The sequence below is a fragment of the Rummeliibacillus pycnus genome, from assembly GCF_002884495.1.
GTDB classification, from domain to species: domain Bacteria; phylum Bacillota; class Bacilli; order Bacillales_A; family Planococcaceae; genus Rummeliibacillus; species Rummeliibacillus pycnus.
Genome location: NZ_KZ614145.1, coordinates 2,026,059 through 2,052,061 on the forward strand (window position 1 = coordinate 2,026,059; position 26,003 = coordinate 2,052,061).

A 26,003-nucleotide genomic window follows, 5' to 3' on the forward strand; every position below is an offset into this window, starting at 1 on the left:
TCTAGCTTCTTCCCTTCAAGATATTTTCAACAATAGCCATTCTTACAAAAACGCCATTTTGTATTTGCTTAAATATGCGTGAGCGTTCGCATTCTACAAGTGACGAGTCAATCTCTACTCCACGATTTACAGGTGCCGGATGCATGATGATCGCACCATCTTTCATACGTTTTTCCCTTTCCTCTGTTAAACCATATTGTGCATGATATGCTTCATTGGAATAACCTTCAAAAGCTGCATCTCGTTCATGTTGGACACGTAGGAGCATGATCACATCGCTTGTTTCAATCAAATTATCCCAATTATGATGCGCCTCATACTCACCTTGCCATTGTGGTGGACAAACGATATTCACATTGGCGCCTAATCGATGGAGTGCTGTAATATTTGATTTTGCTACTCGGCTATGAGATACATCTCCAGCGATTGTAACATTTAATCCTTCAAATTTCCCGAACTCTTTGAAAATTGTGTATAAATCTAGCAAAGATTGCGAAGGATGCTGTCCGGCTCCATCTCCTGCATTGATCACAGATACGTTAATGCCATTTAATAATTCTTCATAATAGGCATCCTTTTTATGACGAATAACTACTGCGTCCATACCAATTGATTCTAACGTTTTCACTGTATCGTACAATGTTTCACCTTTTAATGTACTAGAGAACCCTGCTTCGAAAGGAATCACTGTTGCCCCTAAGCGGCGTTCAGCAGTTTCAAAGCTTGTTTTTGTTCTAGTACTTGGCTCGAAGAATAGGTTTGCTACTAGGTAGTCTCGTTCTAGTTGTGGTTTGGCACCCGCTTCAAACTCAGCAGCGCGTTTTAAAATTGCTTCGATCTCTTCGTTAGATACATTTTCCATTGACAGTAAATTTTTCATCATGTGCCTCCTAGTATTGTTGAAATAAAAAGCCTCCCTGGAAATCCAAGGAGGCGGAGGAAGGATATGACATGATAAGCTTGTACTCACCCCAAGCCTATCGTATCGAATCACCCTTCTGTGCCTCTCTGGGCAACTTTTAAAAGGTTTATTGTTTTGTTGTTTATTTGTTCTTTTATTTAGAAAGTTCTTCTTCTTTTTGAAGTTCAATATCCGGCTGTGCTTTTCCTGGCAAGATCAGGTTTAAAACAACCCCCACGATCGCAGCTAGAGCCATTCCTTGAATTGAGAATGTTTCAGTGAAGATGATTTTTGCACCACCGATTCCTAGAATCAGAATCACTGAAGCTATCACTAAATTTCGTTTATCATCAAAATCAATTTTGTTTTCTACAAGCATTCGTAAACCACTTGACGCGATAATACCGAATAATAGGATTGAAACCCCACCAAGGACTGGAGTAGGAATCGTACCTACAAGTGCCATTAACTTACCAGAGAAGGCTAAGATCATAGCGCATACTGCTGCGCCTCCGATTACCCAAACACTGAATACGCGAGTCAAAACAAGCACGCCAATATTTTCACCATACGTTGTTTTCGGTGGACCACCGATTAGTGAACTGATTAATGTACCAAGTCCATCACCAAGTAATGATCGATTTAAACCAGGATCTTTAATAAAGTTACGGTTAACTACTTTCCCTAAAACTAATTGATGTCCAATATGTTCTGATATGGTTACGATGACGATTGGAACCATCGCTAAAAGTAATGTTGAGGTAATCTTAAAGTCGTAATCAATACCTGGGATTAAGAAATTAGGTGCTTGGAACCATTTTGCTTCAATGACTTTGTTGAAGTCGATTAAGTTTGTTCCGAAAACGGCATCTGAAATAAGTGATGCGATGTAACCAACAATCATTCCAATTAATATTGGCATTGTACTGATAACACCTTTAAAGTAGTTATTACAAATGATTGCTGCAATTAAAGTAACGATAGCTACTACAAAATAAGGGAGACTATAAACAGCATCTGGCGTGTTAGCATTTTTGTACATTGCCATATTGACTGCAGTTACTGCTAAACCTAAGCCAATTACCATAATAACTGGTGCTACTACAATCGGTGGCAAGATTTTCATAATCCATTTATAGCCTGTTTTCCAAATGAATAGTGATACAAGCCCGTATACTAATCCGACGGCCATAGCTCCAATCATGGCACTACCAGGTCCACCTGCATGAGTTGCTACTTGAATTGGTGCTATAAATGCGAATGATGACCCTAAATACGCTGGTACTTTAAACTTCGTTACTAATAAGAAAACCAGTGTGGCAATACCACTCGTTAATAACGCAATCGCTGGTGATAAATTTGTTAATGTTGGTACCAAAATTGTTGAACCGAACATCGCAAACATGTGTTGCAAACTTAATGTAATCAACTGACCTGATTTAGGCTTTTCATTGATATCTAAAACAGCTTTTGACATATCTAAACTTCCTCCGTATTTTACGCTTTTACTCTAATCGTAAATTGCTACTAAATCTTGTTCATCTACTTCTACCATGCTTACTACAATTCGTTCATGGCTTGCAGTTGGAATGTTTTTTCCAACAAAGTCTGCTCGTATTGGGAGTTCACGATGACCACGGTCTACTAATACAGCAAGCTGGATTTGAGAAGGCCTCCCGATATCCATTACAGCATCCATTGCTGCTCGTACCGTTCTACCTGTATAAAGGACATCATCTACTAAAATTACTTTTTGATTTGTCACATCATACGTAATATCAATTTGTTGTACCAGAGCTTCTCCATTTGAAGTTTTAAGAGACAAGTCATCTCGATATAGAGAAATATCTAATTCGCCTGAACGAATTTCCTTTTTCTCTATAATATTAATTTTTTGCGCTAAACGTTTTGCAAGAAATGCACCTCTTGTTTTAATTCCTACAAGGATACATTCATCGATCCCTTCGTTACGTTCGATAATTTCATGTGCAATTCGTGTTAACGCTCTGTTCATCGCTGCTTGGTCTAAAAGCTCGGCCTTTTTTGTCAAAATAATGCCTCCTCTCTCTACCTTACAAGTTTCGTTTTTAAAGCAAAAAACCTCTTGAGCTAAGAGCCCAAGAGGATATAGGTATACTTATAGATATGTCAAATAAACTGTATATACGTACAGTAATCTCACATTCTTCGCATCCCTTTCCAGCCTCTCTGGACTGTCTTTAAAAGGTGAATATTAGATTTTCACTGAAGTTATTATAGGCTTCTAGGACTTAAAATGTCAATAGTTCTTTTTCAATTCTTCCAGTAGCTGTTTATAATCTTCAGGTAGTGGCGCTTCAAATTCTAAATACTCTTTTGTTGTTGGATGTACAAAACCTAAAATACCAGCATGTAATACTTGACCACCAAAATCAATTGTCTTCTTAGGACCATACTTTGGATCTCCAACTAAAGGATACCCAATATAATTCATATGCACACGAATTTGGTGTGTACGTCCTGTTTCAAGACGACATTCGATTAATGTATAATCCACACCAAAACGACCAATTACTTGGAAATGTGTTACTGCGTGTTTACCATTATCGACAACGCCCATTTTTTGACGGTCTTTTTGGTCACGACCGATTGGTGCATCAATTGTCCCTTTATCATGAGGAATATGGCCATGAACTAACGCTGTATAACGGCGTGTAACCGTTTTATCTACTAATTGTTGAACTAGCGATTCATGTGCCTTATCGTTTTTAGCGACCATTAATAGACCAGATGTATCTTTATCGATACGATGGACAATTCCTGGGCGCATAACGCCATTGATACCTGATAAATCTTTACAATGATACATTAAGCCATTTACTAACGTACCTGTTGTGTGACCTGGTGCAGGATGTACAACCATCCCCTTTGGTTTGTTGACAACCAGTACATCAGAATCTTCATAGATAATTTCTAAATTTAAATCTTCTGCTATAATTTCAAGCGGTTCTGGCTCAGGAGGTGTAACCGTAATGACATCTCCCTCTTGTACTTTGTATTTTTGTTTTATTGCTTGACCATTCACAACAACAAGACCATCTTGTACAAATCCTTGAATTTGGGTTCTAGACCAATCTTGTTGCATTGAGGCAAGAGCTTTATCAATACGTTCGCCTTGAACCTCTTCTGTTACAGTAAATGTGACTGACATTACTTCACCTTTTTCTTTGTTAGTTTATCTTCAAAGAGCATATACATAATTAGTAAAATTACACCAATTGTTAATGATGCATCTGCAATATTAAAAATTGGAAAATCATAATTGATCACTGGAATAATTACATGCACAAAATCGACTACTTCACCACGGAATACACGGTCGATAAAATTACCAATAGCACCACCTAATAATAACATTAGGCTGACTTGGAATAATGGTTTACCTTTTCCTTCTTTGTGATAGTAATAAATAATCCCTGCGATTACTACAAGTGTAACAAGCGCAAATAACCAAAATTGGCCTTGTAACATTCCCCATGCAGCACCACGATTCCGATGTGAATATAAGCCAAAATAAGGATCAAGTAATGTGATACTCTCTCCGTAATGCATATTTTTGACGACACTCCATTTTGACAATTGATCAAGTATGATCACGAAAATAGCTATTCCATAATATTTATACACAGCAAATCCTCCGTTTACTCCCGAATCTAACTTATTTTATCATATAATGACCTGAAGCGAAAAAACAGATCATCTTAAAATGATATATTGCATGAAGTGGAATTAGCTCCACAGAGTAGGCAAACTGACGAGCCTCCTCGCTTGTGCTCCTGCGATTACTCGTCGCAGAGAAAATCTCACTGTAGGGTCTCGTCTAGTCCGTTATTCTGCAGGCCATTGAATAATCTTCACAGAATTAACATCACACGAAGACAATACGAATGCATTTTCGAGGACTTACCATCTTCCGCTTCATAGACAATGTTCTAATAGATGTGGTATAAAACAATGATTTATTTAACGTTCATGTTTTTTTTCAAATCTTTGAATTATGAAATTGATTCACGTTAAAGAAAAATGACCGCTCACTAGTTGTGAACGGCCAACTTCTTTTTTTATTTTCTTATTCTACATCCGCATAGTATTTTTCAACTACTTCTGCACAATGTTCACATAATGTTGGATGGTTATGATGATGACCTACAGTTTTAGAAATAGTCCAACAACGTTCACATTTTTCCCCTTCTGCTTTTTCAACAGTTACAGCAACTTTTTCAGTTTTTACTACATTTGCTGGTGCATCTGCTAATGTACCACCAACTACAAATTCTGAAACAATATTAAGTTGAGCAAAATTGATATTTGCATCATTTAAAAGTGTAATTGTTTCATCATCACCATAAACCGTTACTTTTGCTTCTAGCGATTTACCGATTGTTTTTGCATTACGTGCTTCTTCTAATGCTTTTAATACAACATTACGAACGTTCATGATTTTTGCCCATTTTTCAGTTAATGCTGCAAAGTTTTCTTTTTGAACAGCATCTGGCATGTCGGTAAGTTGAACACTTTCAACGTCTTTATATTGTAGGTATGACCACATTTCATCTGTTGTGTGAGGAATAATTGGTGTCATAATTTTTAATAACGCATGTAGTGTATCATACATGACAGATTGCATTGCACGACGAGCATGGGCATCTGCTCCTTCAATATAAACAACGTCTTTTGCAATATCTAAATAGAACGAACTTAGTTCAGTTGCTACAAAATTATTGACTGCTTTATAAACCGTAGCAAATTCGTATTTATCATAAGCCTCACGGGAAGTTGTAATAAGATTTTGTAATTCCATATACATATATTGATCTACTTCACGAAGATCTTCATATGCTACATAATCTTTTTCTGGATTAAAGTCATGTAAGTTACCATGTAAGAACTTAAGTGTGTTACGGATTTTACGGTAAACTTCCGAAACTTGTTTTAACATATCCATAGAAATACGAACGTCAGCTGTATAGTCAACAGATGCTACCCATAGGCGAAGAATATCTGCACCGTATTGGTTCATGACTTTGCTTGGCGCAATAATATTACCTAATGATTTACTCATTTTGCGCCCTTCACCATCTAATACGAAACCGTGAGATAGTAAACCTTTGTATGGCGCATGACCGTTCATCGCAACAGAAGTGATTAATGATGAGTTGAACCATCCTCGATATTGGTCAGAACCTTCTAAGTATAAATCTGCAGGGTAACGAAGTTCTGGACGTTCTTCTAGTACACCTTGATGAGTTGAGCCTGAGTCAAACCATACATCCATAATATCATTTTCTTTTGTAAATTCGCCGTTTGGTGAACCAGGATGTGTGAATCCTTCAGGGAGTAATTCTTTTGCTGTTTTTTGGAACCAAATATTAGAGCCATGTTCACGGAACAATTCTTGTACATGAGCAATTGTTGCTTCTGTAATGATTTCTTCACCGTTTTCAGCATAAAATACTGGGATTGGAACACCCCATGCACGTTGACGAGAAATACACCAGTCGCCACGATCACGAATCATATTGTACAGACGAGTTTCACCCCAAACTGGTGTGAAATTTGTGTCGCGAATTGCTTGAAGTAATTCAGGACGGAATTTATCAATAGATGCAAACCATTGTGGTGTTGCACGGAAAATAACAGGTTTCTTTGTACGCCAGTCATGTGGATATGAGTGTGTAAAGAATGATAGATTTAATAATGCGCCCACTTCATCAAGTTTTTCACAAATTGGTTTATTGGCTTTATCGTAGAACATACCAGCAAATTCACCAGCATCTTCAGTTAAGCATCCTTTATGATCGACTACTGAAAGAATATCTAAGCCATATCGTTTACCAACTTGATAGTCATCTTCCCCGTGACCAGGTGCTGTATGAACACAACCAGTACCAGCTTCAAGTGTTACGTGGTCACCTAGCATAACTAGAGACTCACGATCAAATAATGGATGTTGCGCTGTTACATTTTCAAAGTCTGCACCATTGATTTCGCGGTCAATTTCTGGGTTTTCCCAGCCAAGTTTTTCTGCTACTTTTTCAAGTAATCCCTTGGCGATAATATATTTTTCGCTATTAGCTTTCACTACAACATATGTGAATTCAGGATTTACAGAAATACCCAGGTTTGCTGGCATTGTCCAAGGAGTAGTAGTCCAGATGATGAATTTTTCATCATTATTGACTACACCTTTACCATCTTTTACATCAAACGCTACATAGATAGAAGGTGATTTGATATCTTTGTATTCAATTTCTGCTTCTGCAAGTGCTGATTCACTTGATGGAGACCAGTAAACTGGTTTAAGTCCTTTATAGATATAACCCTTTTTAGCCATTGCGCCAAATACACCGATTTGACGAGCTTCAAATTCAGGTTTTAAAGTGATATAAGGGTTTTTCCAATCACCACGTACACCGATTCGCATAAATTGCTCGCGTTGACGACTTACTTGTTCATAAGCATAGTCTTTACATAATTCACGGAATTCAGCAATAGACATTTTTTTACGATCATGGCCTTTATTCGTTAAAGCTTGCTCGATTGGAAGACCATGTGTATCCCAACCAGGGACATATGGAACAAAATAGCCAGTCATTGAACGATGACGGTTAATCATATCTTTTAATACTTTATTTAACGCATGCCCCATGTGAAGATCACCATTTGCATATGGAGGACCATCATGAAGGATAAAAGCTGGACGGTCTTTTGTACGTTCAAGTACTTTTGCGTTAATATCCATTTCTTCCCATTTTTCTTGCATTTTCGGTTCGTTGTTTGGCAGATTTCCACGCATAGGGAAATCTGTTTTTGGCATCAATAGGGTATTTTTATATTCCATATTGAATAAATTCCTCCTTTAAAGTTTGGTTCTATTTCAAATGTAGGGATTAGACATCGAAAATAAAACGAACTCGTTCCAAAATATTGCTTCTCTCTCCACCGACTGGTAGTAGTATCCGAGGCAGTCATCTCCATACTAAATGTTCATATGAACACCCCTACAAAAAATATAGAACCTATAGTTTTTCGGTATTCAGCTTAAGTAGCTCTAAGAGCATCTTTAGCTAAAAAAATAAAAAACTCCTCATCCCAAAAGGGACGAGGAGGAGTTATCTCGCGGTACCACCCTAGTTGCGTCAAAATAACGACGCCTCTTTAGACACCGTAACGTGGTGTATACGAGAATGCTTACTTGGTTCAGCAATCTAGTTCAGGAGTGATCTTCTTTTATAAATGTTTCGTTTGAGCTTCCACTATCCTCAAATCGCTAGGCAGCACTTATAAAATACTGTCTCCATCGTAACTTTTTAATGATATATGTTGACATTATAGAAAAATGAAGCGATTCAGTCAAGTATCTTAAATTAATCTTGCGGTAAATCTAAACGTTCTAATTCTGATGTATCAACTTCATACTCCATTAAATGATCCCAATCATCTGATTCGATTAAATCTAGTTGAGCTTCTACAATCATTTTGAAACGATTTCTAAATACTTTTGATTGTTTTTTCAATTCTTCAATTTCCAAAGCTATGCGACGCGCTTTAGAAAGTGCCTCATTGACAATACGATCTGCATTTTTTTCTGCTTCTTTGACGATTAATTTTGCTTCTTTTTGGGAGTTGCGACGAACTTCTTCTGCTGCTTCTTGAGCAATAACAATTGATTTTTGTAGCGTTTCTTCAATTGAATTATAGTGACCAATTTGCTCTTTACTTGAAAGAAGCTTTTCTTCTAATTCTTTTTTTTCTTTTAATATTAATTCATAGTCTTTAATAATTTGTTCTAGAAATTCATTTACTTCATCTTCATTGTAACCTCTAAAACCACGACTAAATTCTTTGTTATGTATGTCAAGTGGCGATAACGGCATTTTTTTGCACCTCTCCTTAACAGCATTTATACATTATTATACCTTTGTCTATTAGTAACTTCATCTAGAATTACAAAATTTTTATTAAAAATTATGATTTCCGTTCAATTCGACCAATTTTAATGCGAATTTTCTCTTTTTTTGTTCTCCCTTCAATCGATTTTATGACTAAACGACCATATCCACGAATTGATACTAAATCTGATTCATGCAATTCAAAAGCCACTTGTTCCCGAACTGCAAAATTCACTTTTACTTTCCCAGCACTAATTAGCATAGCTGCCTTTTGGCGAGAAATAGGATAAATGGAAGCTAAAACAGTATCCAACCGCATTGAACTTGTTGTAAGCACCTGATCTATCCAGTGTGACTCAACAGGTAATAATGAAGCCCCTTCCGGTATTTCCTTTACATGTACTTTTGCTTTACCAATACTATCAAGGTTCACTATTACATATTCTAATATTTCTTTAGCTACAGCAAACTGTACTGTAGATTCAGCCAACCTAATATCACCAAATTTTGAGCGATCTAAGCCTATCGATAATAAAGCCCCTAATACATCTGGATGTTTCAATTGGATGAATTTTGATGGGAATTGCAGTTCACAAATTGCAATATTAAAATCTTCTTCAGATGGTTGAAAATAATCCGGATAAATTAGTAGTCGTTTACGTTCGGCCTCATCGAATTGTCCACTTGCTTCTGTTAATACACTACCATTTATTCCAATAATGGATGTGCTGATTAATTGTTGACGTGGATCTAAAAAATCCGTCAATTTAGGTGCATAACGATCTTCAACTTCTCTTTTCCAACCTACTACTTGTTCAATAAATGTTTTTTCTTCTGGTCTAAAATGTTGAAAAATTTCCTCCACCTTTTATCCTCCTATTAAGGTTACAAACTAATATAACTCTATATTCGAAATAATTAATAAAAAATCCCCACCATAGTATGGGGGGAAGAAAGATTAAATAATATAGATCAATAAATAAAAAACACCTTTTTGCACTAAATTTAAAACAAGAAGTGCTGCAATTGGTGAAATATCAATCATACCAATTGGTGGGATAAATCGTCTAAAGAAATCTAAATATGGATCACAAATTTTCGCTAAAAATCTCCCCACAGCAGAATTATACGCTGCTGGTATCCAAGACATTAGTATATACACAATTAGCGCGATTGAATAGAATTGAAACAGATAATTAATAATTATAAATATTGACATGGAAAGTTATACACCTCTATTGTAAATCTTCATAGTAATAATCTGAAATATTACCGTCTACTTCTACATTATCAGGTGTACACAAGAAAATATCAGTACCAATTCGTTTAATGTCTCCACCTAAGGCAAAAATAGTTCCACTTAAGAAATCGATAATACGTATCCCTTGATCTCGTTCAATTCGTTGTAAATTAACAACAACAGCTCGCTTATTTTTTAAGTTATCTGCAATATCTTGTGCTTCAGCATAAACTCGCGGTTCTGATAAAATAACTTTTGAAGTTTTTTGCGTAATACTGACGAGATTCGGTACATTTGAATACTCTACATGTTTTTGACGTTCTTTTACAGTTGGTTTTTTTACTGCTGCTGGCTTATTATTTATCGCGGGCTTCACTTGTTGTCTTTGAATTGGTGATGCGTGTTGTTGAATGGATTCATGTTGTTCAATTTGTTCTTCAACATAGTCATCATCTTCTTCTAGGTAGAAAAAGTTTTTTAGTTTATCTTTCACCTTCATTAGAATCCCTTCTTTCACTGCCAACTAGAGCTGTGCCAATGCGGACGAACGTAGCACCTTCTTCAATTGCAATTTCATAGTCGTTAGACATGCCCATTGAAAGTTCGGTACAAGGTGCATATTCATAACCTTTACTAGCAATCTCTAACTGTAATTTTTTTAGTTTTTTAAAAACACTTCGAATAAGCTCTTTGTCTTCTGTGTTAGGTGCCATTGTCATCAATCCTACCACACGAATATGTGGATAGTTTGATAATTGTTCGATAAAGGTCGGCACTTCTTCCGGTGTTAGGCCATGTTTTGACTCTTCACCTGATACATTAACTTGTACAAAACAGTTTACGGTATGATTGACACGTTTATTAATTTCTTCTGCTAAACTAATACGATCAAGCGAATGTAAATAATCAATCTGATCAATTACTTTACGAACTTTTCTCGTTTGCATTGAACCAATATAGTGCCAAGTTGCACGATTTTCAATTGTTTCATGTTTTTCTAATAATCCTTCAGGACGATTTTCGCCCAAATGACTTAAGCCGGCATTTAATGCTTCAATGGCACGTTCTGTAGATACCTGCTTTGTAACAGCAATAATTGTAACGTCAGAAACTTCTCTGCCAGCTCTTTGACAAGCCATTTGAATGCTTTTTTGAATATGTTGTAAATTATCAATAATTAATGTCATGATAGCCTCATCTTTTCAAAGATACTTGTTACCTAATTGTACCAAGCCTAGTGCAATTTATCAATGAATACCCTTATTTTTCAGTCTAATCCTTTAACTAAAATAACATCTTTCCCTACCACAATAATATCTTCAATAGGTATTTTTAACGCATCTTTCTGATTTCCAGATAATGACATGAATTTTTTGGGTTCTGCCACTACAAATGCTTCTACATATCCAGTATCTTTATGAACAACCGCATCTTCCACATATCCTAAAAAGCGCCCACTATTTGCAGCAATAATTTCTTTACGCTGAATTTCTGAAAAGCGCATTGACATCCCTCCTAAAGCATTTTATGTATACATATGAAAAAAAAGCATCAATCTTGTATATGAGATTGATGCTTCATGTAAGCTATTTGATTTAAAACTTTTCACTTGCTTGTTCTTGAATGGTTTTAAGCGCACTTTTTTCTAATCTAGAAATTTGCGCTTGTGAAATTCCTAAATCTTTCGCAATTTCTGTTTGAGTATGGCCATAATAATATCGTTTAGACAATATATTTTGTTGTCTCCTATCTAACTTTTGTATTTGTTCTTTAATGGATACATACGTTAACCAACGATCTTCTGATACAGTTTGATCTTTTAACTGATCCATCATATAAACGGGGTCTCCACCATCAGCGTAAATAGGCTCATGTAATGACATCGGCTCTTGAATAGCATCAAGTGCAAATAATATGTCTTCTTGTGGTAAACCTGTCATTCGTGCTAAATCAGTTAAATTAGGTTCACGTAATTCTTCAGTCAAAAATTGTTCTTTAGCTTGCATAGCTTTATATGCAATATCACGTAATGATCTAGAAACACGTAGTGGATGATGATCTCTTAAATGTCTTCTAATTTCACCTATAATCATGGGTACTGCATAGGTTGAAAATCGAACATTATGTGATAAGTCAAAATGATCGATTGACTTTAATAGACCAATACATCCTACTTGAAATAAATCATCAGCCTGTTCTCCTCTATAAGCAAAACGACCAACAATACTTAATACTAACCGTAAGTTACCCATCACAAGTTGTTCTCTTACTTCTTCTTGCCCACTCTGTAATGCAACAAATAATTGCCGCATTTCTTCATGCTTCAAAACAGGTAACGTGGATGTATCAACACCACATATTTCAACTTTTGTTCGCATATTTTGCCCTCCGGATGCTTTATCACTGTTAGTAAAATCAGTGTGTCCGAATCGAACAAATATATGCGCTTTATTTCTCTCCAAATTCAACCATTATGATGTCAATTGATTCAAATGATTACGCAATTCTTGAATAATTTTCTTTTCTAATCGGGATATATAAGATTGAGAAATGCCTAAATGATCTGCTACTTCCTTTTGTGTCATTTCTTCTTTTCCTGCAAGTCCAAAACGACACTCCATGATATATCGTTCTCTTTCATCTAATTTTTGGATAGCATGAAACATATGCTGACGTTCCATCTTTTTTTCTACATCATCCGTGATTAAATGCTCATCTGTACCTAATATATCCGATAGCAGTAACTCATTACCATCTCCATCTGAGTTTAAAGGTTCGTCTAATGAGACCTCACCTTTCATACGGCTTGTTTTACGCAAATGCATTAAAATTTCATTTTCAATACATCTTGATGCGTATGTAGCTAGTTTAATTTTTTTATCTGCATTAAAAGTTTCAATTGCTTTAATCAACCCAATTGAACCAATACTGATTAGATCTTCAATAGGGGTTTTTGCATTATCAAATCTTCTTGCGATATAGACAACTAATCTTAAATTATGCTCGATTAATATATCTCTCGCATGCATGTCGCCATTCTTGAAAGCAGTAATCATCTCTTGCTCCTCCTCTTTTTTCAAAGGTGTAGGCAAGGATTCATGACTACCGATATAAAATGTTCCAGTTTGCCTAAAGCTTGCAATTGCTTCTACTAACCAACGCCAAAATCGACGAATCATTATTAAATCCTCCATTCATTAAATGTGATATAAAGCAGTAAAATGTAGTATGGCATCTGCCTCTTGTGGAAACGGGGTGTTTTGAATAGTAATAATAAAAAAACCAGGTGATATTGGGCGAGTCTCTTCATCTAAAATAATCCATTTATCATAACGAAAAGCTAAGCTATAAGTCTTTTTCTCTTGAACAGTTGTAATTGGAATAACAGCCACTTTTTTTCGATACTTTTCTGGAAACATTTCCAAATCATATGGCTCCTTGACATCCCATTGAAACAACGCCATTTTTAATTTTTCTGGTAAATAGTCTTCTATTGCTTTATAACGTACAAAATGAACAGGTTTTCCAGATAACGGCTCAACTGTCGTATTTCCTGTATCTATAAAACATTTTAGAGAAATTGTAATTTCTCCTAAACGCAATTCACATAATTGAACTAGACGTTGTTGCAAGGTATCTCCCCTTGCAACTTGCAATCGATTTTTTAATAATAATAATCCTGCTGTTGATACAACTCCGCTTATAATGAACAAAGTAAATACTGATGTATTTATCCACAAAGGCTCGAATGCTGTAAATAATCCTCCTGCAAACAGAGCCCCGACAAAGCACATAAGCGCTCCCTTCCACCATTTGCGAATTTGCAAGCCAAAAGCAGTTGTAATCATTAAAACAAACGCAATAACCATCATGAGAAAATGGTGTCCAAAAATAACGATCCAAATACCAGCTAGAAAAGCACTGATTATTAGTCGCACTCTTTTTTGTTGCATATAACAAATTGAATTGGTAAAGGAAAGAATAACATAGTTAAATAACGCATTAATTAGTATCAATACTTCGCCATACAATTCACCACCTCCCACATAAAAAAGGTACCATATGATGACTTCAAAAAATGTCAAAGGGTGAACGTATAAAGCAGAAACTTTCCGACAGAATCATTCATTTTTCTAGGTTGATATACTTTGCAGTAACACCATTGTTCATATAAAAAAGACTATCTACTTAAAGTACTAAGTAGATAGTCTTCTAATTTTCATATATTAACGGCGTTTGTTTCGGTTTCTTAAGAATGTCGGAATATCCAATGCATCATCTTGTGAATTTGTTTGATATTGTGTTGTTTGACGTGGACTTTCTTGTATTGGTTGTAGAATTTCTTCTGTGCGCACTTCACGACTAGGTGCTTGATTCATTTGTGGTTGCTGACGAGGTGTTCCAAGACCACCACGATTTACATTACGTCCTTCAATTTGAACTTCCTCTTCTGAAAACTCAGTCGCAATAACTGTTACAACGATTTCATCTTTTAAGTTATCATTAATAACTGCACCGAAGATAATATTGACATCTTCATCAGAAGCTGATGAAACAATATCCGCTGCTTCTTGAACCTCATACAAGCTTAAATTAGAGCCACCAGTCATATTCATAAGTACACCTTTTGCACCATGAATAGATGTTTCAAGAAGTGGACTTGAAATAGCTTTTTTGGCCGCTTCTATAGCACGTGTTTCACCTGAAGCAATACCAATCCCCATTAAAGCAGAACCTTTATTGGACATAATTGTTTTAACATCGGCAAAGTCTAAGTTGATTAATCCTGGTACTGCGATTAAATCCGAGATACCTTGTACACCTTGACGAAGAACATTATCAGCTTCGCGGAATGCTTCAAGCATTGGTGTGTTTTTATCAACAATCTCTAATAAACGATCATTTGGAATAACAATTAACGTATCAACTGCTTCTTTCATCGCAGCAGTTCCAGAAAGAGCTTGTTTTTGACGTTTTTTACCTTCAAATGTGAATGGACGAGTAACGACCCCAACTGTTAACGCTCCAAGGTCTTTGGCAATTTGAGCAATTACAGGTGCTGCACCAGTACCTGTACCGCCACCCATACCAGCAGTTACAAAAACCATATCCGCACCGCTTAGTGCTTCTTCAATTTGTTCTTTACTTTCTTCAGCAGCTTTTTTCCCTACTTCAGGGTTAGCACCTGCGCCTAATCCACGTGTAGATTTTGCACCAATTTGCAATTTTACTTCAGCATTTGATAGTTTTAATGCTTGTGCATCTGTATTAACGGCGATAAATTCTACACCTTGTACACCATGTTCAATCATTCGGTTAACGGCATTATTACCGCCACCACCAACACCGATAACTTTAATTACAGCAAGTTGATCGTCATTTGTCTCAAATTCTAACATCTCTATTCCTCCTAAATTTACTAATAATGTGTAGAGAACATCGCCCTTATTATTCTAAAAATCTATTAAAGAAACCTTTAACTTTCGTAAGAACACCATCTCTATGCTCTTGTGTTTCAAATACAGAAGAACTTTTTGGTTGTTCTACATGGTATCCTTCATGTCCTGCTGGTACCAGTGGATCGTTATCGCTAACTTCTCTGTTGAATTGTGATTCTTTATATGCGTAACGTATTAAATTTACAGCTGCTGTATATTCAGGATCTCTTACGCCAATATAATCAGGTGCGTAAATCTTAACACTTGTTTGTAAGACATGACGCGCTAATTGCGGCAGACCTTCTAATTTTGCAACGCCACCAGTCAATACCACTCCGCCAGGCAAATCTTGAATACCCATTCGATACAATTCATCAATAATTAAATCGAAGAGTTCTTCAAGTCTTACGCCAATAATTTCGGATATGTATCTTTGACTAAATTGTTCTTTTGTATCTGCACCTATTACTGGAACCTCAAATAATTCATCTTCTGAAGCATCGTCATAATATGCATGTCCAAATTCTGTTTTAATATTTTCTGCTTGTTCAGTAGGTGTTTTTAAAACAATCGATAAATCTTTTGTAATGTGTTCACCGCCAACTGGAATCATCGCTGTATGCAAGAAATGTCCGTCTTTGAACACTGCAATAGTTGTTGAACCTCCACCAATATCGATGAATGCAGTTCCTCTATTACGATCATCTTCCGTAAGTGCAAATTCACCAGCTGCTAACGGTTGCAAATAAATCTGTTGAATTTCTAATCCAGCCTTTTCAACACAACGTAGGACATTGTGTAAAACTGTTTTTGATGTGGTAATCATCGTTCCATCCATTTCTAGACGAATACCGATCATTCCTCTAGGATCATTAATCCCATCTAACCCATCTACAATATATTGGATAGGAACAATATTGACCAATTCACGATCTGGTGGAATAGACATTAGTTGCGCCGATTCTATGACACGATCTAAATCCACATCTGTAATTTCACGATTCTCACTGTTAACTGCCACTACACCTTTTACATCATGTAGCTGCACTTGATTAGCAGGTATACCTAAAATTACTTTATGAATAGACATGCCTACCATTCTCTCAGCTTGATCGATTGCTTTTTTTATAGATTGTACAGTAGCATCAATATCTACAATGCTTCCTCTACGAATACCTGATGACTTGACATTACCAACACCAATTACATGCACAGTCTCCTCATTAACCTCTCCGATGAGGACTTTAACAGAAGAAGATCCTATATCTAAAGAAACGTATAACTCTGAATGATTCAAACTGTGGCACCTCCTTCAACAACTCTTAGTAATTATTCTATTGTAAAATTATGAACTTGTCTAAATAAATTCCTGAAAACCATCTAAAATTCCTTCATTTATACTGCTTTTTTTAACTTTTTATGCATTTTTTATTATTTCTATAGTGTTAAAAGCTAGAAATACAGTTTGTATCATTTAAAAAGATTCAAAAATACTATTAAAATAGGATTTAACTATTTACTTCTCCATTAAATAATCCAAATAGTACTCTCAAAATTTACTATTTCATTTCTAGTTAAACTAAGATTACTATATTTATCTCTTAATTAAAACTGATTGCTAGAATAAATAGAATATATTTAGATTATTTATACAAATTCCCGAGTTATTGGATGCATTTACTTTGTAGATGCCCCATACTCACTATTATAAGAACGATAAAAAGTCCCTACTTCTAAGTCAATTACACCTTTTTCACCCTTTTTAACTTGTGAAATAATGGATGGATAGTATTTCAATTTATCGGCCAATGTAGGGATCGATGCTCTTACTTCAAAACCATCATTCATGAACATTTGAATCGCATATGGGTTTGAATCATTTGGTAGAGCATTTACTTGAGAGATTAGAGAAATTAATTCATTATTTAACTCATTAAGTTGATGAATCATTTTCATCCTCGTTTTTTCATCCTCAAAGCCTACTAATATAGGCATATTCAAACTAGAAGGTGTATTATTTAAGTGTAAAATCGTACCATCACTTAGGACCAAATTATAATGGTCATTTTCTTTTAGATAGGCAACTTGCTGATATTCAGTCACAGAAATTGTAATATCATTAGGCCAATTCCTTTTTACTGATACGTTCTTAACTATTTTTTGTTCTTTTAATAGATTTTCAACTGTATTTCTTTTGAATTCCCATAGAGAATCCCCTTTTCCAAGGCCACTATGCTTTATGTAATATTCTTTACTCTTTAAGTGATTTCCTTCAACTGTAATTTTTGCAATATGACTTAAGGGAGATTGAAAATACAGAAGTGTCAGTAAGGTTATTACGAAAATAGCAATGAGCATGAGAAAACGGCGATTCGTTCTTTTTTTCCGTCGTTCTTTTAATGTCGGGATTCGTTCTTCGATATCAATAATCTTTTCCATACTGATCACTCCCTTTCAAAAAATTATCTTTGTTTCGAAAAATTCCATACAATTCCAATAGCCATCCATGTTACCACAAGGGATGTTCCCCCATAACTAATGAATGGTAAGGTAACGCCTGTTACCGGCAGCAACCCTGAAACAACACCAATATTCAAAAATGCTTGAAAACCAATCATTCCTATTAATGTTGCAATACAATACAAAGAAACTTTTAAACTTGAATTATAGGCTAATTTCAATCCAGCATACATTAGTAAACCAAAAGCACAAATGATAGTTGCAGCTCCGATAAATCCCATTTCTTCGGCAATAATAGAAAAGATAAAATCATTCTGTGGTTCTGGTAAGTATAAATACTTTTGTCGACTGTTTCCAAAGCCAAATCCATATAATCCTGCCGGACCTATAGCAAGTAATGATTGGATTGCTTGAAATCCACTCCCCAGTGGATCTGACCATGGATCTAAAAAGGCTTCTATTCTCTTTAGACGATAGGGAGCTGATAGAATTAGTCCAACCAATCCTAAAACACCTGCAATAATTAAGAAAGCGTAAAATCGAATTGGATACCCGGCTATAAAAAACAGTAGAAACACTGAAACGATTAAAATAAAGGCAGAACCGAAATCAGGTTGTAACATAATAAGAGCTATCGGTAAAAACAAATACAAAAAATGCCGCCAATGAATTTTAGATTCCGTAGCTTTTTGATTCGCCAAAATAAAACTTAGTTTGACGATTGTTGCAATTTTGGTAAGTTCAGAAGGTTGTAAGCTAAGTGGGCCAATTGCGATCCAGCTTTGAGAACCATTTCGAACAACACCAATTCCCGGAATTAATACAGCGACAAGTAAGAGTAATGAAAACCAATATAGAAGCGTCCAGGTCTTTTCCAATTGTAGCCCTTTATGACGGCTACAAATGAAAAAGGCAAATAACGCTACTGCTAAATAGATTAACTGTTTAACCAAAAAAGGTGCTGTTTGACCGTAGTGAATCTTCCCCCAGTAAGTTCCAGCAGAGTATACAAAAACAATGCCAATGACAGTCAAAAATGACGTTGCAATCATCAACCAAAGTTTCTCACGTTGTATCAGGCAAGGCATCCTTCCTATTACTTAATTTTACAGCTAATTTAATTTCATAACTGCTTCGATAAACAGATCTCCACGAGTTTCAAAGTTTGGATATTGGTCCCAACTTGCACATGCAGGTGAAAGTAAAATCACATCACCTTCATTTGATAATTCTGCCGCTTTCGGTACAGCCTCTTGGATATCCTTAGCATGAGCAATCGTTTTTACACCACAAGAAGAAGCAAATTCTGCAAAGCGATCTGCTGTTTGACCAGATACCACAACCGCATGAACATTTGACATAAATGGTCGTAATTCTTCAAATGAATGACCCCGATCTAAACCACCTGCTAGTAATACAATTGGTTGTTTAAATGCTGCAAGTGCACTACGAGTTGCAAGAGTATTTGTTGCTTTGGAATCATTGAATATTTTACGCTTCTTCCATTCACGAACAAATTGCGTACGGTGTTTGACGCCATTGAACGAATTTAAAACATGTTCCATTTTATCTTTCGGACAATTCATAATAATAGCTGCCGCTACTGCTGCAAGAACATTCTCTAAGTTATGTTTTCCTGGTAAAGCAATAATATCGCGTTTCATAAATGGTTTACCTAGCCAGTAAATCATTTCATCATCTGCACTAATTCCAGCTTCATTGATATGGGTTGTTGTAAATGGAATTAAATGAGCATTTGATTTTCGAGCATACGAAGCCACTATTTCTTGATCTGCATTATAGATTAAATAATCTGTTGCATCTTGGTTACGTGTAATACCAAACTTAGCATTACCATATGCTTCCATAGATCCATGATAATCGATATGTGCTTCAAATAAATTGGTCCAAATCGCAATTTTAGGTTTAAATGTTTCTGTCCCCATTAATTGGAATGATGATAATTCAGTCACAATAATATTATCGGCTTTTGCGTTTTCTGTTACAGTGCATGCAACTGTACCAATATTACCTGCGATTAATGGTTTCAAACCGCCTTGGTTTAAAATATGATATAACAATGTAGTGGTGGTTGTTTTACCATTTGAACCTGTAATCCCAATCATTGGAGCCTCACTGATTAAGTAAGCTAGTTCAACTTCCGTCCATACAGGAATTCCACGCTTAACTGCATCCTCTACAATAATATTTGAATATGGAATACCAGGATTCTTAATAACTAATTCGAAGCCTTCATCTAACAAATCTTCTGGATGACGACCACAAATTACAGTAATTCCTTGTTGGAGAAGTTTTTGCGCATCCTTATTTTCTTCAAATGGTTTTGCATCATTTACTGTTACAAATGCCCCCATTTTATGAAGTAATTCCGCGGCTGCTACGCCACTTTTAGCTAGACCTAATACTAATACTTTTTTGTGTTCCATAATGGTTAAGTTTTTCATTATAATACCTCCGGAACCACTGCGATCAATGCCGCCACTAATGCTGTTAACCAGAACGTTAGGACAATACGCCATTCTGACCAACCTGATAGTTCAAAATGGTGATGTAGTGGACTCATTTTAAAAATTCTTTTACCTGTTAATTTGAAACTTGTTACTTGCATCATAACAGATAAAGTTTCAAGGACAAAAATTATTCCGATTATTAATAATAATAGTTCTTGACCAACTAAAATGGAAAGCATGGCTAAAGCTCCACCTAAAGCTAGTGAACCTGTATCTCCCATAAATACTTTTGCTGGGTTTGCGTTAAAGATTAAGAAACCAAGTAATGCACCCACAACAGCAAAGGCAAAAATAGCAATATCCAATTGATCATTTAATAGTGCTAATACACCGTAAGCTGCAAAAGCAATAGAAGCTGTTCCCGATACTAATCCATCTAATCCATCTGTTAAATTGACTGCATTTGAAAAGCCAACTAGCCAGAAGACTAAAAACAGCATATAGAATACACCTAAATGGATGGCAAAATCAGTAAACGGAATTTGAACTGTATTATGAAACGTTCCTAATTTCATTAAAAAATAGGCCGCAATCGAAATAACAATTTGTGCGATTAGTTTCTGTAAAGAAGTTAATCCTAAATTTCTTTTGAAAATGATTTTTAGTCCATCGTCTAAAAATCCAACTACCCCGAATCCAACTAGAACAAGAATCAAAATAATTGTTTGAGATGTAAATGCACCCTTTACAAAACTCATAATGATTGTTGTTGCAATAATGGATAGTAAGAAAATGACACCACCCATTGTTGGGGTACCTGCCTTTTTCATATGTGATTTTGGTCCTTCTTCCCTGATGCTTTGACCAAATTTAAAACGTCTTAACATAGGGATGATAATCGGCCCTAAAATGACCGAAATAATAAATGAAATTGCTAAAATAATTAGCATTGTTGCGATTGACATGAAAAAATTCTCCTTCTAACCTTCTTTAGTACATGTACTATCATAGTAGTTTCGGTTACATTTTTAAAGACTAACATTACCGATTTTCTAAATAAACGTGAATAGTCCCATCTTTAACAATTTGTGCGTCTGCTTTTGGAAGTTGAGAAACAATTGTATTACCTTCTCCATGCCATTCTAATCGAAACGGATACAACATTTCTGTAATTTCTTTTTTCGTTTTACCAACTAAATTAGGAACTCGAACTTTTTCAATATCCCCCCAACGATATTGTTTTTCTAGCTGATCTTTTCGATCTGTTATCCCTACAATTGGATGAATATCTTCAATAATCTGCCCAACAATTGGAGCTGCAATGACACCACCAAATTGAGAACCATGTTTTGGATTATCAATCGCTACATAAACAACAACTTTAGGGTCATCTGCCGGTGCAAAGCCGATAAAGGAAACAATATATTCCCCATCTTTATAACGGCCATTTTCAGCTTTTTGAGCAGTCCCTGTCTTTCCACCAATTCTCAGATGATCTCGATAAGCCCCTCTTCCTGATCCGTTTGCTACAACAGACTCTAACGCTGCACGGACCTTCGCTGATGTTTCTGGACGAATTACTTGACCTTTCTGAATCGGTTTATATGATTTAAGAACTTTACCGCTTTCACTATTTAAAATATTTTTAACAATATAAGGTGTCATCAATTTTCCACCATTAACAGCAGCGGAAACAGCCTGAACCTGCTGTATAGGTGTAACGGATATCCCTTGACCGAATGAGGTTGTTGCATGTTCTACAGGACCATAATTTTTGGGTGAGAACAGGATCCCTGTGGATTCCCCAGCCATATTAGAGCCAGTTACCTGTCCAAATCCAAAGTCACGGATATACTGTTGAAGTTTGGTAGGTCCAACACGTTTCCCTAATTCAATAAAACCTGGGTTACATGAGTTTTCAACTACTTGAAGAAAGGTTTCTTGTCCATGTCCTTCACGTTTCCAACAACGAAGTCTAGCTCCCTCTACCATGGAATAACCAGGATCATAAAATGAATCTTTTTGTAAATCGACTACATTCTCTTCTAAAGCTGCACTTAATGTAATGATTTTAAATGTTGACCCAGGTTCATAAGTCATCCAAACCGGCAAATTACGATTATAAATCTTCGAATCTACTTTTTGATAATTTGCTGGATCATAAGTTGGAAAAGAAGCTAATCCTAGTATTTCTCCAGTATTAGGATCCATTGCAATCCCGATTGCTTGATCCGCTTCATATTTTTCCATAGCTTGTTCCAATTCTCTTTCAATAACCTTTTGGACATCTATATCGATGGTCAACTCTAACGATGCACCATCTTGCCCTTCTCTCCACCCATCTTCTACATGTGGTAAGTTGGCACCTTTTGCATCTGTAAATAATCGAATAGCCGATTCCTTTCCTAATAACAGATCATTATATTGGTATTCTAACCCTGCTAAGCCTTGCATGTCACTACCGGTAAATCCTAATAATCTTGAAAGTAATACACCATATGGATAATCCCTCACATAATCTAACCCTGTATAAAGCCCTGGAATTTGTAACTGTTGGATTTTCTCTGCTAAATCATAAGAAATATTCTTACCTTGTGGCGTTAATTTTACAATAAAACCAGGTTTCTTTAGTTTGTCTAACAAATCTTTTTCTTTCATTTGTAAGATAGGTGACAATTGTGCTGCAACTTTTTCCGGTTCCTTGTTTTGAGCAGGCATAAAATATAATGTTGGGGCCAACTTATTGCCTACTAAAAGTTTTCCATTGCGATCTTCAATATTGCCTCGTAAACTCTTCATGGGAACTTCACGATCCCAGTTCTCCTCTGCTTTTTTGGTCAGAAAGTCATGTTGTATAAATTGAACAACCATTAATTTTCCAATAAGTAAACAACCTAAGCAGAAAAAAATCACCAATACTAATTTTAATCTCACACTTGCTTGTTTAGTTACCCACATTGTTCGACAAATCACACCTTTTTACATTCAAAATATGATTGTAAAAAGGTGGCTATGCTTGATCGCTAACATTCTTTTAAAATTACTTATAGTTTTGTTGTGGTTTTTCTAATGTTAATACTAATTTTTTGCTTCCGTCATATACTGTATCAGCTTTTATATTTTGCTCTTGTACATACCCATCACCTTTTACGTCAATCTCTATGCCTGATAGTGATTGATACGTTAAAATATCACGTAGTGACCATCCTTTAAAATCTGGAATTTTAATATTACCTGAAGTTTTAACAAATATATGACTTTCAGCTAATACTGTCTGGCCTTTTTTCGGATATTGATCTGTTATTTTTCCTTTTGATCCAATAACTACTGGCTGAACATTTTTAGTTTCTAGATTAACAATAGCTTTTTCTGATTCTTGACCTACGAAATCATCCATTAAAATTGATTTTGAAGTAGTCGTTTTAGATGGTTTAATATTCAAGTATTTCAAGCTACTTTCCATCACTGTATTAAAAACTTTAGACGTCGGCTCTGAGCCTACTTCTGTTAAACCTAAATGTGGTTTTTTAATTGCAATATACATGATTAACTTTGGATCTTTTGCAGGAGCCATACCTAAAAATGAGTAAAGAAAATTATTCTTTCCCCAATAGTAACCACCATTTGGTTTAGGAATTTGTGCGGTACCCGTTTTACCAGCTACTTCGTATTCCTTACTTGCAAACTTTTGAGCTGTACCTTTTTCAGATGTTACTGTTGTAGCTAATGTTTCCCTAACTAGCTTAGCTGTTTCAGCAGAAATTGGGTTACCTTTTACAATCGGTTTATGTTCTTTAATTATTTTACCTGTGTTCGGATCAACAACCTTATCAATTACATAAGGCTGCATCATTTTACCATTATTTGCAACTGCAGTAAGCGCCTGAATTAATTGAATTGGTGTCACTGTAGATCCTTGACCATAGGTTGTTGTAACTCGGTTAATTGGATATTCATCTAATATTTTACCAGTGGCTTCGTTTGGTAAATCAATACCTGTTTTTTGACCAAAACCAAATTTCCTCATGTAATTAATAAATGTCTTATCACCAATTTTTTTTAGCAGATTTGCCATACCAACATTTGAGGATCGCTGAATCCCTTCTAAATATGTAATCCTTCCCCAACCAACTTGGTTTGCATCACGAATCGTACGGTCATAAACTGTATATTGACCTGATTGGAAAGTGTCGTTTGGATTCCATTTACCTTCTTGAATTGCTGTTGAAAGTGTAAATGTTTTCATTGTTGATCCTGGCTCAAGAGTAGTTTCCGTCATTTCATTTATCCAACTGTTATCTAAACCTTCACCAGTCTGAGGATTAAATGTTGGACGTTGTGAAACTGCTAATATTTCACCAGTTTTCGGATTTGCTACAACTGCAACCATTGATTCTGGATTATATTGTTTGTAAACCTTGCTCATAGAGTCTTCTAAGAAATTTTGAATGGTTCTATCAATCGTAAGATAAACATTATCTCCATCTTTCGCTGTTTGGACCATCTTTTTACTATTAGGTAATAAGTATCCTAATAAATCACTTTTATAATGTACACTCCCATTTACTCCGGATAGCTCTTTATTATAAATAGCTTCTAACCCCATTTTCCCAACTGTAGGTGCTTCTGGAGTGGCATCATTTTGTTTTCGAGCTATACCAATTAAATTAGATGCAAAAATACCATTTGGATAAAATCTTTTTTTATCTTCCATAAAAATAATGCCAGGTAGCTTTTCTTTCATGATTTCTTTCATGGTTGTATGATTAACATCACGCCCCGCTGACCCAAACTCTACTTGATAGGTATCCTTATTTTCAGGAGTAAGTATTTTATAGATTTCTTCTTCATCCAAATTAATATATTTTGCTAAAATAGCAGCTGTTTTTTTAGGATTTTCCACGTGCATTATTCTATTTGTACCTTTGGATGCTTTAGGATTGACAACAGCGACTAAACGATAGCTAATAGCATCTTGAGCAATAACTTGTCCATGTCTATCTAAAATATCCCCTCGATCGGCTGTAATAGTTCTAGTCTTCTCATATCTCGCTGCTGCTTTAGCAGCTAATTTTTGACCTTCTGCTTGCCCTGTTACTTGAATATAGAAAATTCGAAAAAACATTAAAAAAAATAGGAGCCCATAGATGATTAGCATCGTGGAGGCTCCCCATTGAAACTTACTCTTTTTCATTGTCCTGACACTACTTTCACGTTATTTTCGTTGAGTTTTAACCCCAAAGCTTTTGCTTTTGTCCAAATACGATCATATGTTGAAAGCTCGCTTACTTCCATAGACAATTCTGAGTTTTGTTTTTTCACTTCATCTATATTCATTTCAGTTTTTTGAATTTCAACTGAAGTGTTATTGATGGAAGATTGAACGTTTAAATTCATTACAGCAATTACCGCAATCACTATAACCATTGCAATCATCAGAACTTTTTCTATTTTTGTAAAAATACTTTTAATAGGTTTAGTTGCAGTTTTCGGGACATGCCTTTCTGGCGCAACTGGTTGCTGGGTATAGATATACTGTTCCTTCTGATCAAGTAGTGCCAT

Annotated in this window: 24 protein-coding genes and 1 other annotated feature; all 24 genes read right to left on the bottom strand. The window is 35.6% G+C overall.

The genetic code is table 11. The features are described 5' to 3' along the window. Position 1: 1 nt before the first annotated feature. The gene (locus tag CEF14_RS10070; protein ID WP_102692731.1) at positions 2–880 is read right to left on the bottom strand and encodes an aspartate carbamoyltransferase catalytic subunit; all 879 of its coding nucleotides are present in this window, start codon (positions 878–880) and stop codon (positions 2–4) included. 175 nt (positions 881–1,055) lie between these two features. Continuing rightward, entirely contained in the window at positions 1,056–2,378 is a 1,323-nt protein-coding gene (locus CEF14_RS10075) for a uracil-xanthine permease family protein (RefSeq protein ID WP_102692732.1), read from the bottom strand. Positions 2,379–2,411: 33 nt separating this feature from the next. Further along, positions 2,412–2,951, bottom strand: a complete 540-nt coding sequence (pyrR, locus tag CEF14_RS10080; RefSeq protein ID WP_102692733.1) for a bifunctional pyr operon transcriptional regulator/uracil phosphoribosyltransferase PyrR — start codon at positions 2,949–2,951, stop codon at positions 2,412–2,414. Positions 2,952–3,179: 228 nt separating this feature from the next. Beyond that, entirely contained in the window at positions 3,180–4,091 is a 912-nt protein-coding gene (locus CEF14_RS10085) for an RluA family pseudouridine synthase (protein WP_102692734.1), read from the bottom strand. After that, complete coding sequence (gene lspA, locus CEF14_RS10090) at positions 4,091–4,567, bottom strand: signal peptidase II (RefSeq protein WP_102692735.1); 477 nt, start codon at positions 4,565–4,567, stop codon at positions 4,091–4,093. Before lspA ends, CEF14_RS10085 begins: the two co-directional genes overlap by 1 nt. A 442-nt stretch (positions 4,568–5,009) precedes the next feature. Then, positions 5,010–7,781, bottom strand: coding sequence for an isoleucine--tRNA ligase (gene ileS / locus CEF14_RS10095; RefSeq protein WP_102692736.1), 2,772 nt, complete (start codon positions 7,779–7,781; stop codon positions 5,010–5,012). 253 nt (positions 7,782–8,034) lie between these two features. Then, positions 8,035–8,253 (bottom strand) — a binding site (T-box leader). 54 nt (positions 8,254–8,307) lie between these two features. After that, positions 8,308–8,817 carry a DivIVA domain-containing protein gene (locus CEF14_RS10100; RefSeq protein WP_102692737.1) on the bottom strand — a complete coding sequence of 170 codons (510 nt, stop codon included), beginning with the start codon at positions 8,815–8,817 and terminating at the stop codon, positions 8,308–8,310. Between the two features lie 91 nt (positions 8,818–8,908). After that, positions 8,909–9,697: a YlmH family RNA-binding protein gene (locus CEF14_RS10105; protein ID WP_102692738.1), complete on the bottom strand. Its 789-nt coding sequence runs from the start codon at positions 9,695–9,697 to the stop codon at positions 8,909–8,911. Positions 9,698–9,790: 93 nt separating this feature from the next. Then, positions 9,791–10,051 carry a YggT family protein gene (locus tag CEF14_RS10110; RefSeq protein ID WP_102692739.1) on the bottom strand — a complete coding sequence of 87 codons (261 nt, stop codon included), beginning with the start codon at positions 10,049–10,051 and terminating at the stop codon, positions 9,791–9,793. Positions 10,052–10,067: 16 nt separating this feature from the next. Beyond that, on the bottom strand, positions 10,068–10,571 hold the full coding sequence (locus tag CEF14_RS10115) for a cell division protein SepF (RefSeq protein WP_102692740.1): 504 nt from the start codon (positions 10,569–10,571) through the stop codon (positions 10,068–10,070). Further along, positions 10,555–11,259 carry a YggS family pyridoxal phosphate-dependent enzyme gene (locus CEF14_RS10120; protein ID WP_102692741.1) on the bottom strand — a complete coding sequence of 235 codons (705 nt, stop codon included), beginning with the start codon at positions 11,257–11,259 and terminating at the stop codon, positions 10,555–10,557. The genes CEF14_RS10115 and CEF14_RS10120 overlap by 17 nt, the downstream gene beginning before the upstream one ends. A gap of 80 nt (positions 11,260–11,339) precedes the next feature. Then, positions 11,340–11,576 carry a PRC-barrel domain-containing protein gene (locus CEF14_RS10125; RefSeq protein ID WP_102692742.1) on the bottom strand — a complete coding sequence of 79 codons (237 nt, stop codon included), beginning with the start codon at positions 11,574–11,576 and terminating at the stop codon, positions 11,340–11,342. A 91-nt stretch (positions 11,577–11,667) separates the two neighbouring features. Next, positions 11,668–12,450, bottom strand: coding sequence for an RNA polymerase sporulation sigma factor SigG (gene sigG, locus CEF14_RS10130; protein WP_102692743.1), 783 nt, complete (start codon positions 12,448–12,450; stop codon positions 11,668–11,670). A gap of 93 nt (positions 12,451–12,543) precedes the next feature. Then, complete coding sequence (sigE, locus tag CEF14_RS10135) at positions 12,544–13,251, bottom strand: RNA polymerase sporulation sigma factor SigE (RefSeq protein ID WP_102692744.1); 708 nt, start codon at positions 13,249–13,251, stop codon at positions 12,544–12,546. A gap of 18 nt (positions 13,252–13,269) precedes the next feature. Then, entirely contained in the window at positions 13,270–14,103 is an 834-nt protein-coding gene (locus CEF14_RS10140) for a sigma-E processing peptidase SpoIIGA (protein ID WP_170061495.1), read from the bottom strand. Positions 14,104–14,298: 195 nt separating this feature from the next. Beyond that, on the bottom strand, positions 14,299–15,471 hold the full coding sequence (gene ftsZ / locus CEF14_RS10145) for a cell division protein FtsZ (RefSeq protein ID WP_102692746.1): 1,173 nt from the start codon (positions 15,469–15,471) through the stop codon (positions 14,299–14,301). A gap of 49 nt (positions 15,472–15,520) precedes the next feature. Then, positions 15,521–16,807, bottom strand: coding sequence for a cell division protein FtsA (gene ftsA / locus CEF14_RS10150; RefSeq protein ID WP_102692747.1), 1,287 nt, complete (start codon positions 16,805–16,807; stop codon positions 15,521–15,523). A gap of 380 nt (positions 16,808–17,187) precedes the next feature. Beyond that, positions 17,188–17,949, bottom strand: a complete 762-nt coding sequence (locus CEF14_RS10155; RefSeq protein WP_102692748.1) for a cell division protein FtsQ/DivIB — start codon at positions 17,947–17,949, stop codon at positions 17,188–17,190. Positions 17,950–17,972: 23 nt separating this feature from the next. Beyond that, positions 17,973–19,058, bottom strand: coding sequence for a putative lipid II flippase FtsW (ftsW, locus tag CEF14_RS10160; RefSeq protein ID WP_407690451.1), 1,086 nt, complete (start codon positions 19,056–19,058; stop codon positions 17,973–17,975). Positions 19,059–19,082: 24 nt separating this feature from the next. Then, positions 19,083–20,435, bottom strand: a complete 1,353-nt coding sequence (gene murD, locus CEF14_RS10165) for a UDP-N-acetylmuramoyl-L-alanine--D-glutamate ligase (protein WP_102692750.1) — start codon at positions 20,433–20,435, stop codon at positions 19,083–19,085. Beyond that, positions 20,435–21,406 carry a phospho-N-acetylmuramoyl-pentapeptide-transferase gene (mraY, locus tag CEF14_RS10170; RefSeq protein ID WP_102692751.1) on the bottom strand — a complete coding sequence of 324 codons (972 nt, stop codon included), beginning with the start codon at positions 21,404–21,406 and terminating at the stop codon, positions 20,435–20,437. Before mraY ends, murD begins: the two co-directional genes overlap by 1 nt. Positions 21,407–21,482: 76 nt before the next feature. Continuing rightward, positions 21,483–23,399 (bottom strand): stage V sporulation protein D, encoded by a 1,917-nt coding sequence (locus CEF14_RS10175; protein WP_102692752.1) that lies wholly within the window; start codon positions 23,397–23,399, stop codon positions 21,483–21,485. An 82-nt stretch (positions 23,400–23,481) separates the two neighbouring features. Then, positions 23,482–25,566, bottom strand: coding sequence for a penicillin-binding protein (locus CEF14_RS10180; protein WP_322788388.1), 2,085 nt, complete (start codon positions 25,564–25,566; stop codon positions 23,482–23,484). Between the two features lie 65 nt (positions 25,567–25,631). Then, positions 25,632–26,003: a cell division protein FtsL gene (gene ftsL / locus CEF14_RS10185; RefSeq protein ID WP_102692754.1), complete on the bottom strand. Its 372-nt coding sequence runs from the start codon at positions 26,001–26,003 to the stop codon at positions 25,632–25,634.

Bases quoted from the DNA above. Each gene is read 5' to 3' on its own strand.
- CEF14_RS10070 (WP_102692731.1), bottom strand. From the start codon at position 880: ATGAAAAATTTACTGTCAATGGAAAATGTATCTAACGAAGAGATCGAA.
- CEF14_RS10075 (WP_102692732.1), bottom strand. From the start codon at position 2,378: ATGTCAAAAGCTGTTTTAGATATCAATGAAAAGCCTAAATCAGGTCAG.
- CEF14_RS10085 (WP_102692734.1), bottom strand. From the start codon at position 4,091: ATGTCAGTCACATTTACTGTAACAGAAGAGGTTCAAGGCGAACGTATT.
- ileS (WP_102692736.1), bottom strand. From the start codon at position 7,781: ATGGAATATAAAAATACCCTATTGATGCCAAAAACAGATTTCCCTATG.
- CEF14_RS10100 (WP_102692737.1), bottom strand. From the start codon at position 8,817: ATGCCGTTATCGCCACTTGACATACATAACAAAGAATTTAGTCGTGGT.
- CEF14_RS10110 (WP_102692739.1), bottom strand. From the start codon at position 10,051: ATGTCAATATTTATAATTATTAATTATCTGTTTCAATTCTATTCAATC.
- CEF14_RS10115 (WP_102692740.1), bottom strand. From the start codon at position 10,571: ATGAAGGTGAAAGATAAACTAAAAAACTTTTTCTACCTAGAAGAAGAT.
- CEF14_RS10120 (WP_102692741.1), bottom strand. From the start codon at position 11,259: ATGACATTAATTATTGATAATTTACAACATATTCAAAAAAGCATTCAA.
- CEF14_RS10125 (WP_102692742.1), bottom strand. From the start codon at position 11,576: ATGCGCTTTTCAGAAATTCAGCGTAAAGAAATTATTGCTGCAAATAGT.
- sigG (WP_102692743.1), bottom strand. From the start codon at position 12,450: ATGCGAACAAAAGTTGAAATATGTGGTGTTGATACATCCACGTTACCT.
- sigE (WP_102692744.1), bottom strand. From the start codon at position 13,251: ATGATTCGTCGATTTTGGCGTTGGTTAGTAGAAGCAATTGCAAGCTTT.
- ftsZ (WP_102692746.1), bottom strand. From the start codon at position 15,471: ATGTTAGAATTTGAGACAAATGACGATCAACTTGCTGTAATTAAAGTT.
- CEF14_RS10155 (WP_102692748.1), bottom strand. From the start codon at position 17,949: ATGGAAAAGATTATTGATATCGAAGAACGAATCCCGACATTAAAAGAA.
- ftsW (WP_407690451.1), bottom strand. From the start codon at position 19,058: ATGCCTTGCCTGATACAACGTGAGAAACTTTGGTTGATGATTGCAACG.
- murD (WP_102692750.1), bottom strand. From the start codon at position 20,435: ATGAAAAACTTAACCATTATGGAACACAAAAAAGTATTAGTATTAGGT.
- mraY (WP_102692751.1), bottom strand. From the start codon at position 21,406: ATGTCAATCGCAACAATGCTAATTATTTTAGCAATTTCATTTATTATT.
- CEF14_RS10175 (WP_102692752.1), bottom strand. From the start codon at position 23,399: ATGTGGGTAACTAAACAAGCAAGTGTGAGATTAAAATTAGTATTGGTG.
- CEF14_RS10180 (WP_322788388.1), bottom strand. From the start codon at position 25,566: ATGTTTTTTCGAATTTTCTATATTCAAGTAACAGGGCAAGCAGAAGGT.
- ftsL (WP_102692754.1), bottom strand. From the start codon at position 26,003: ATGGCACTACTTGATCAGAAGGAACAGTATATCTATACCCAGCAACCA.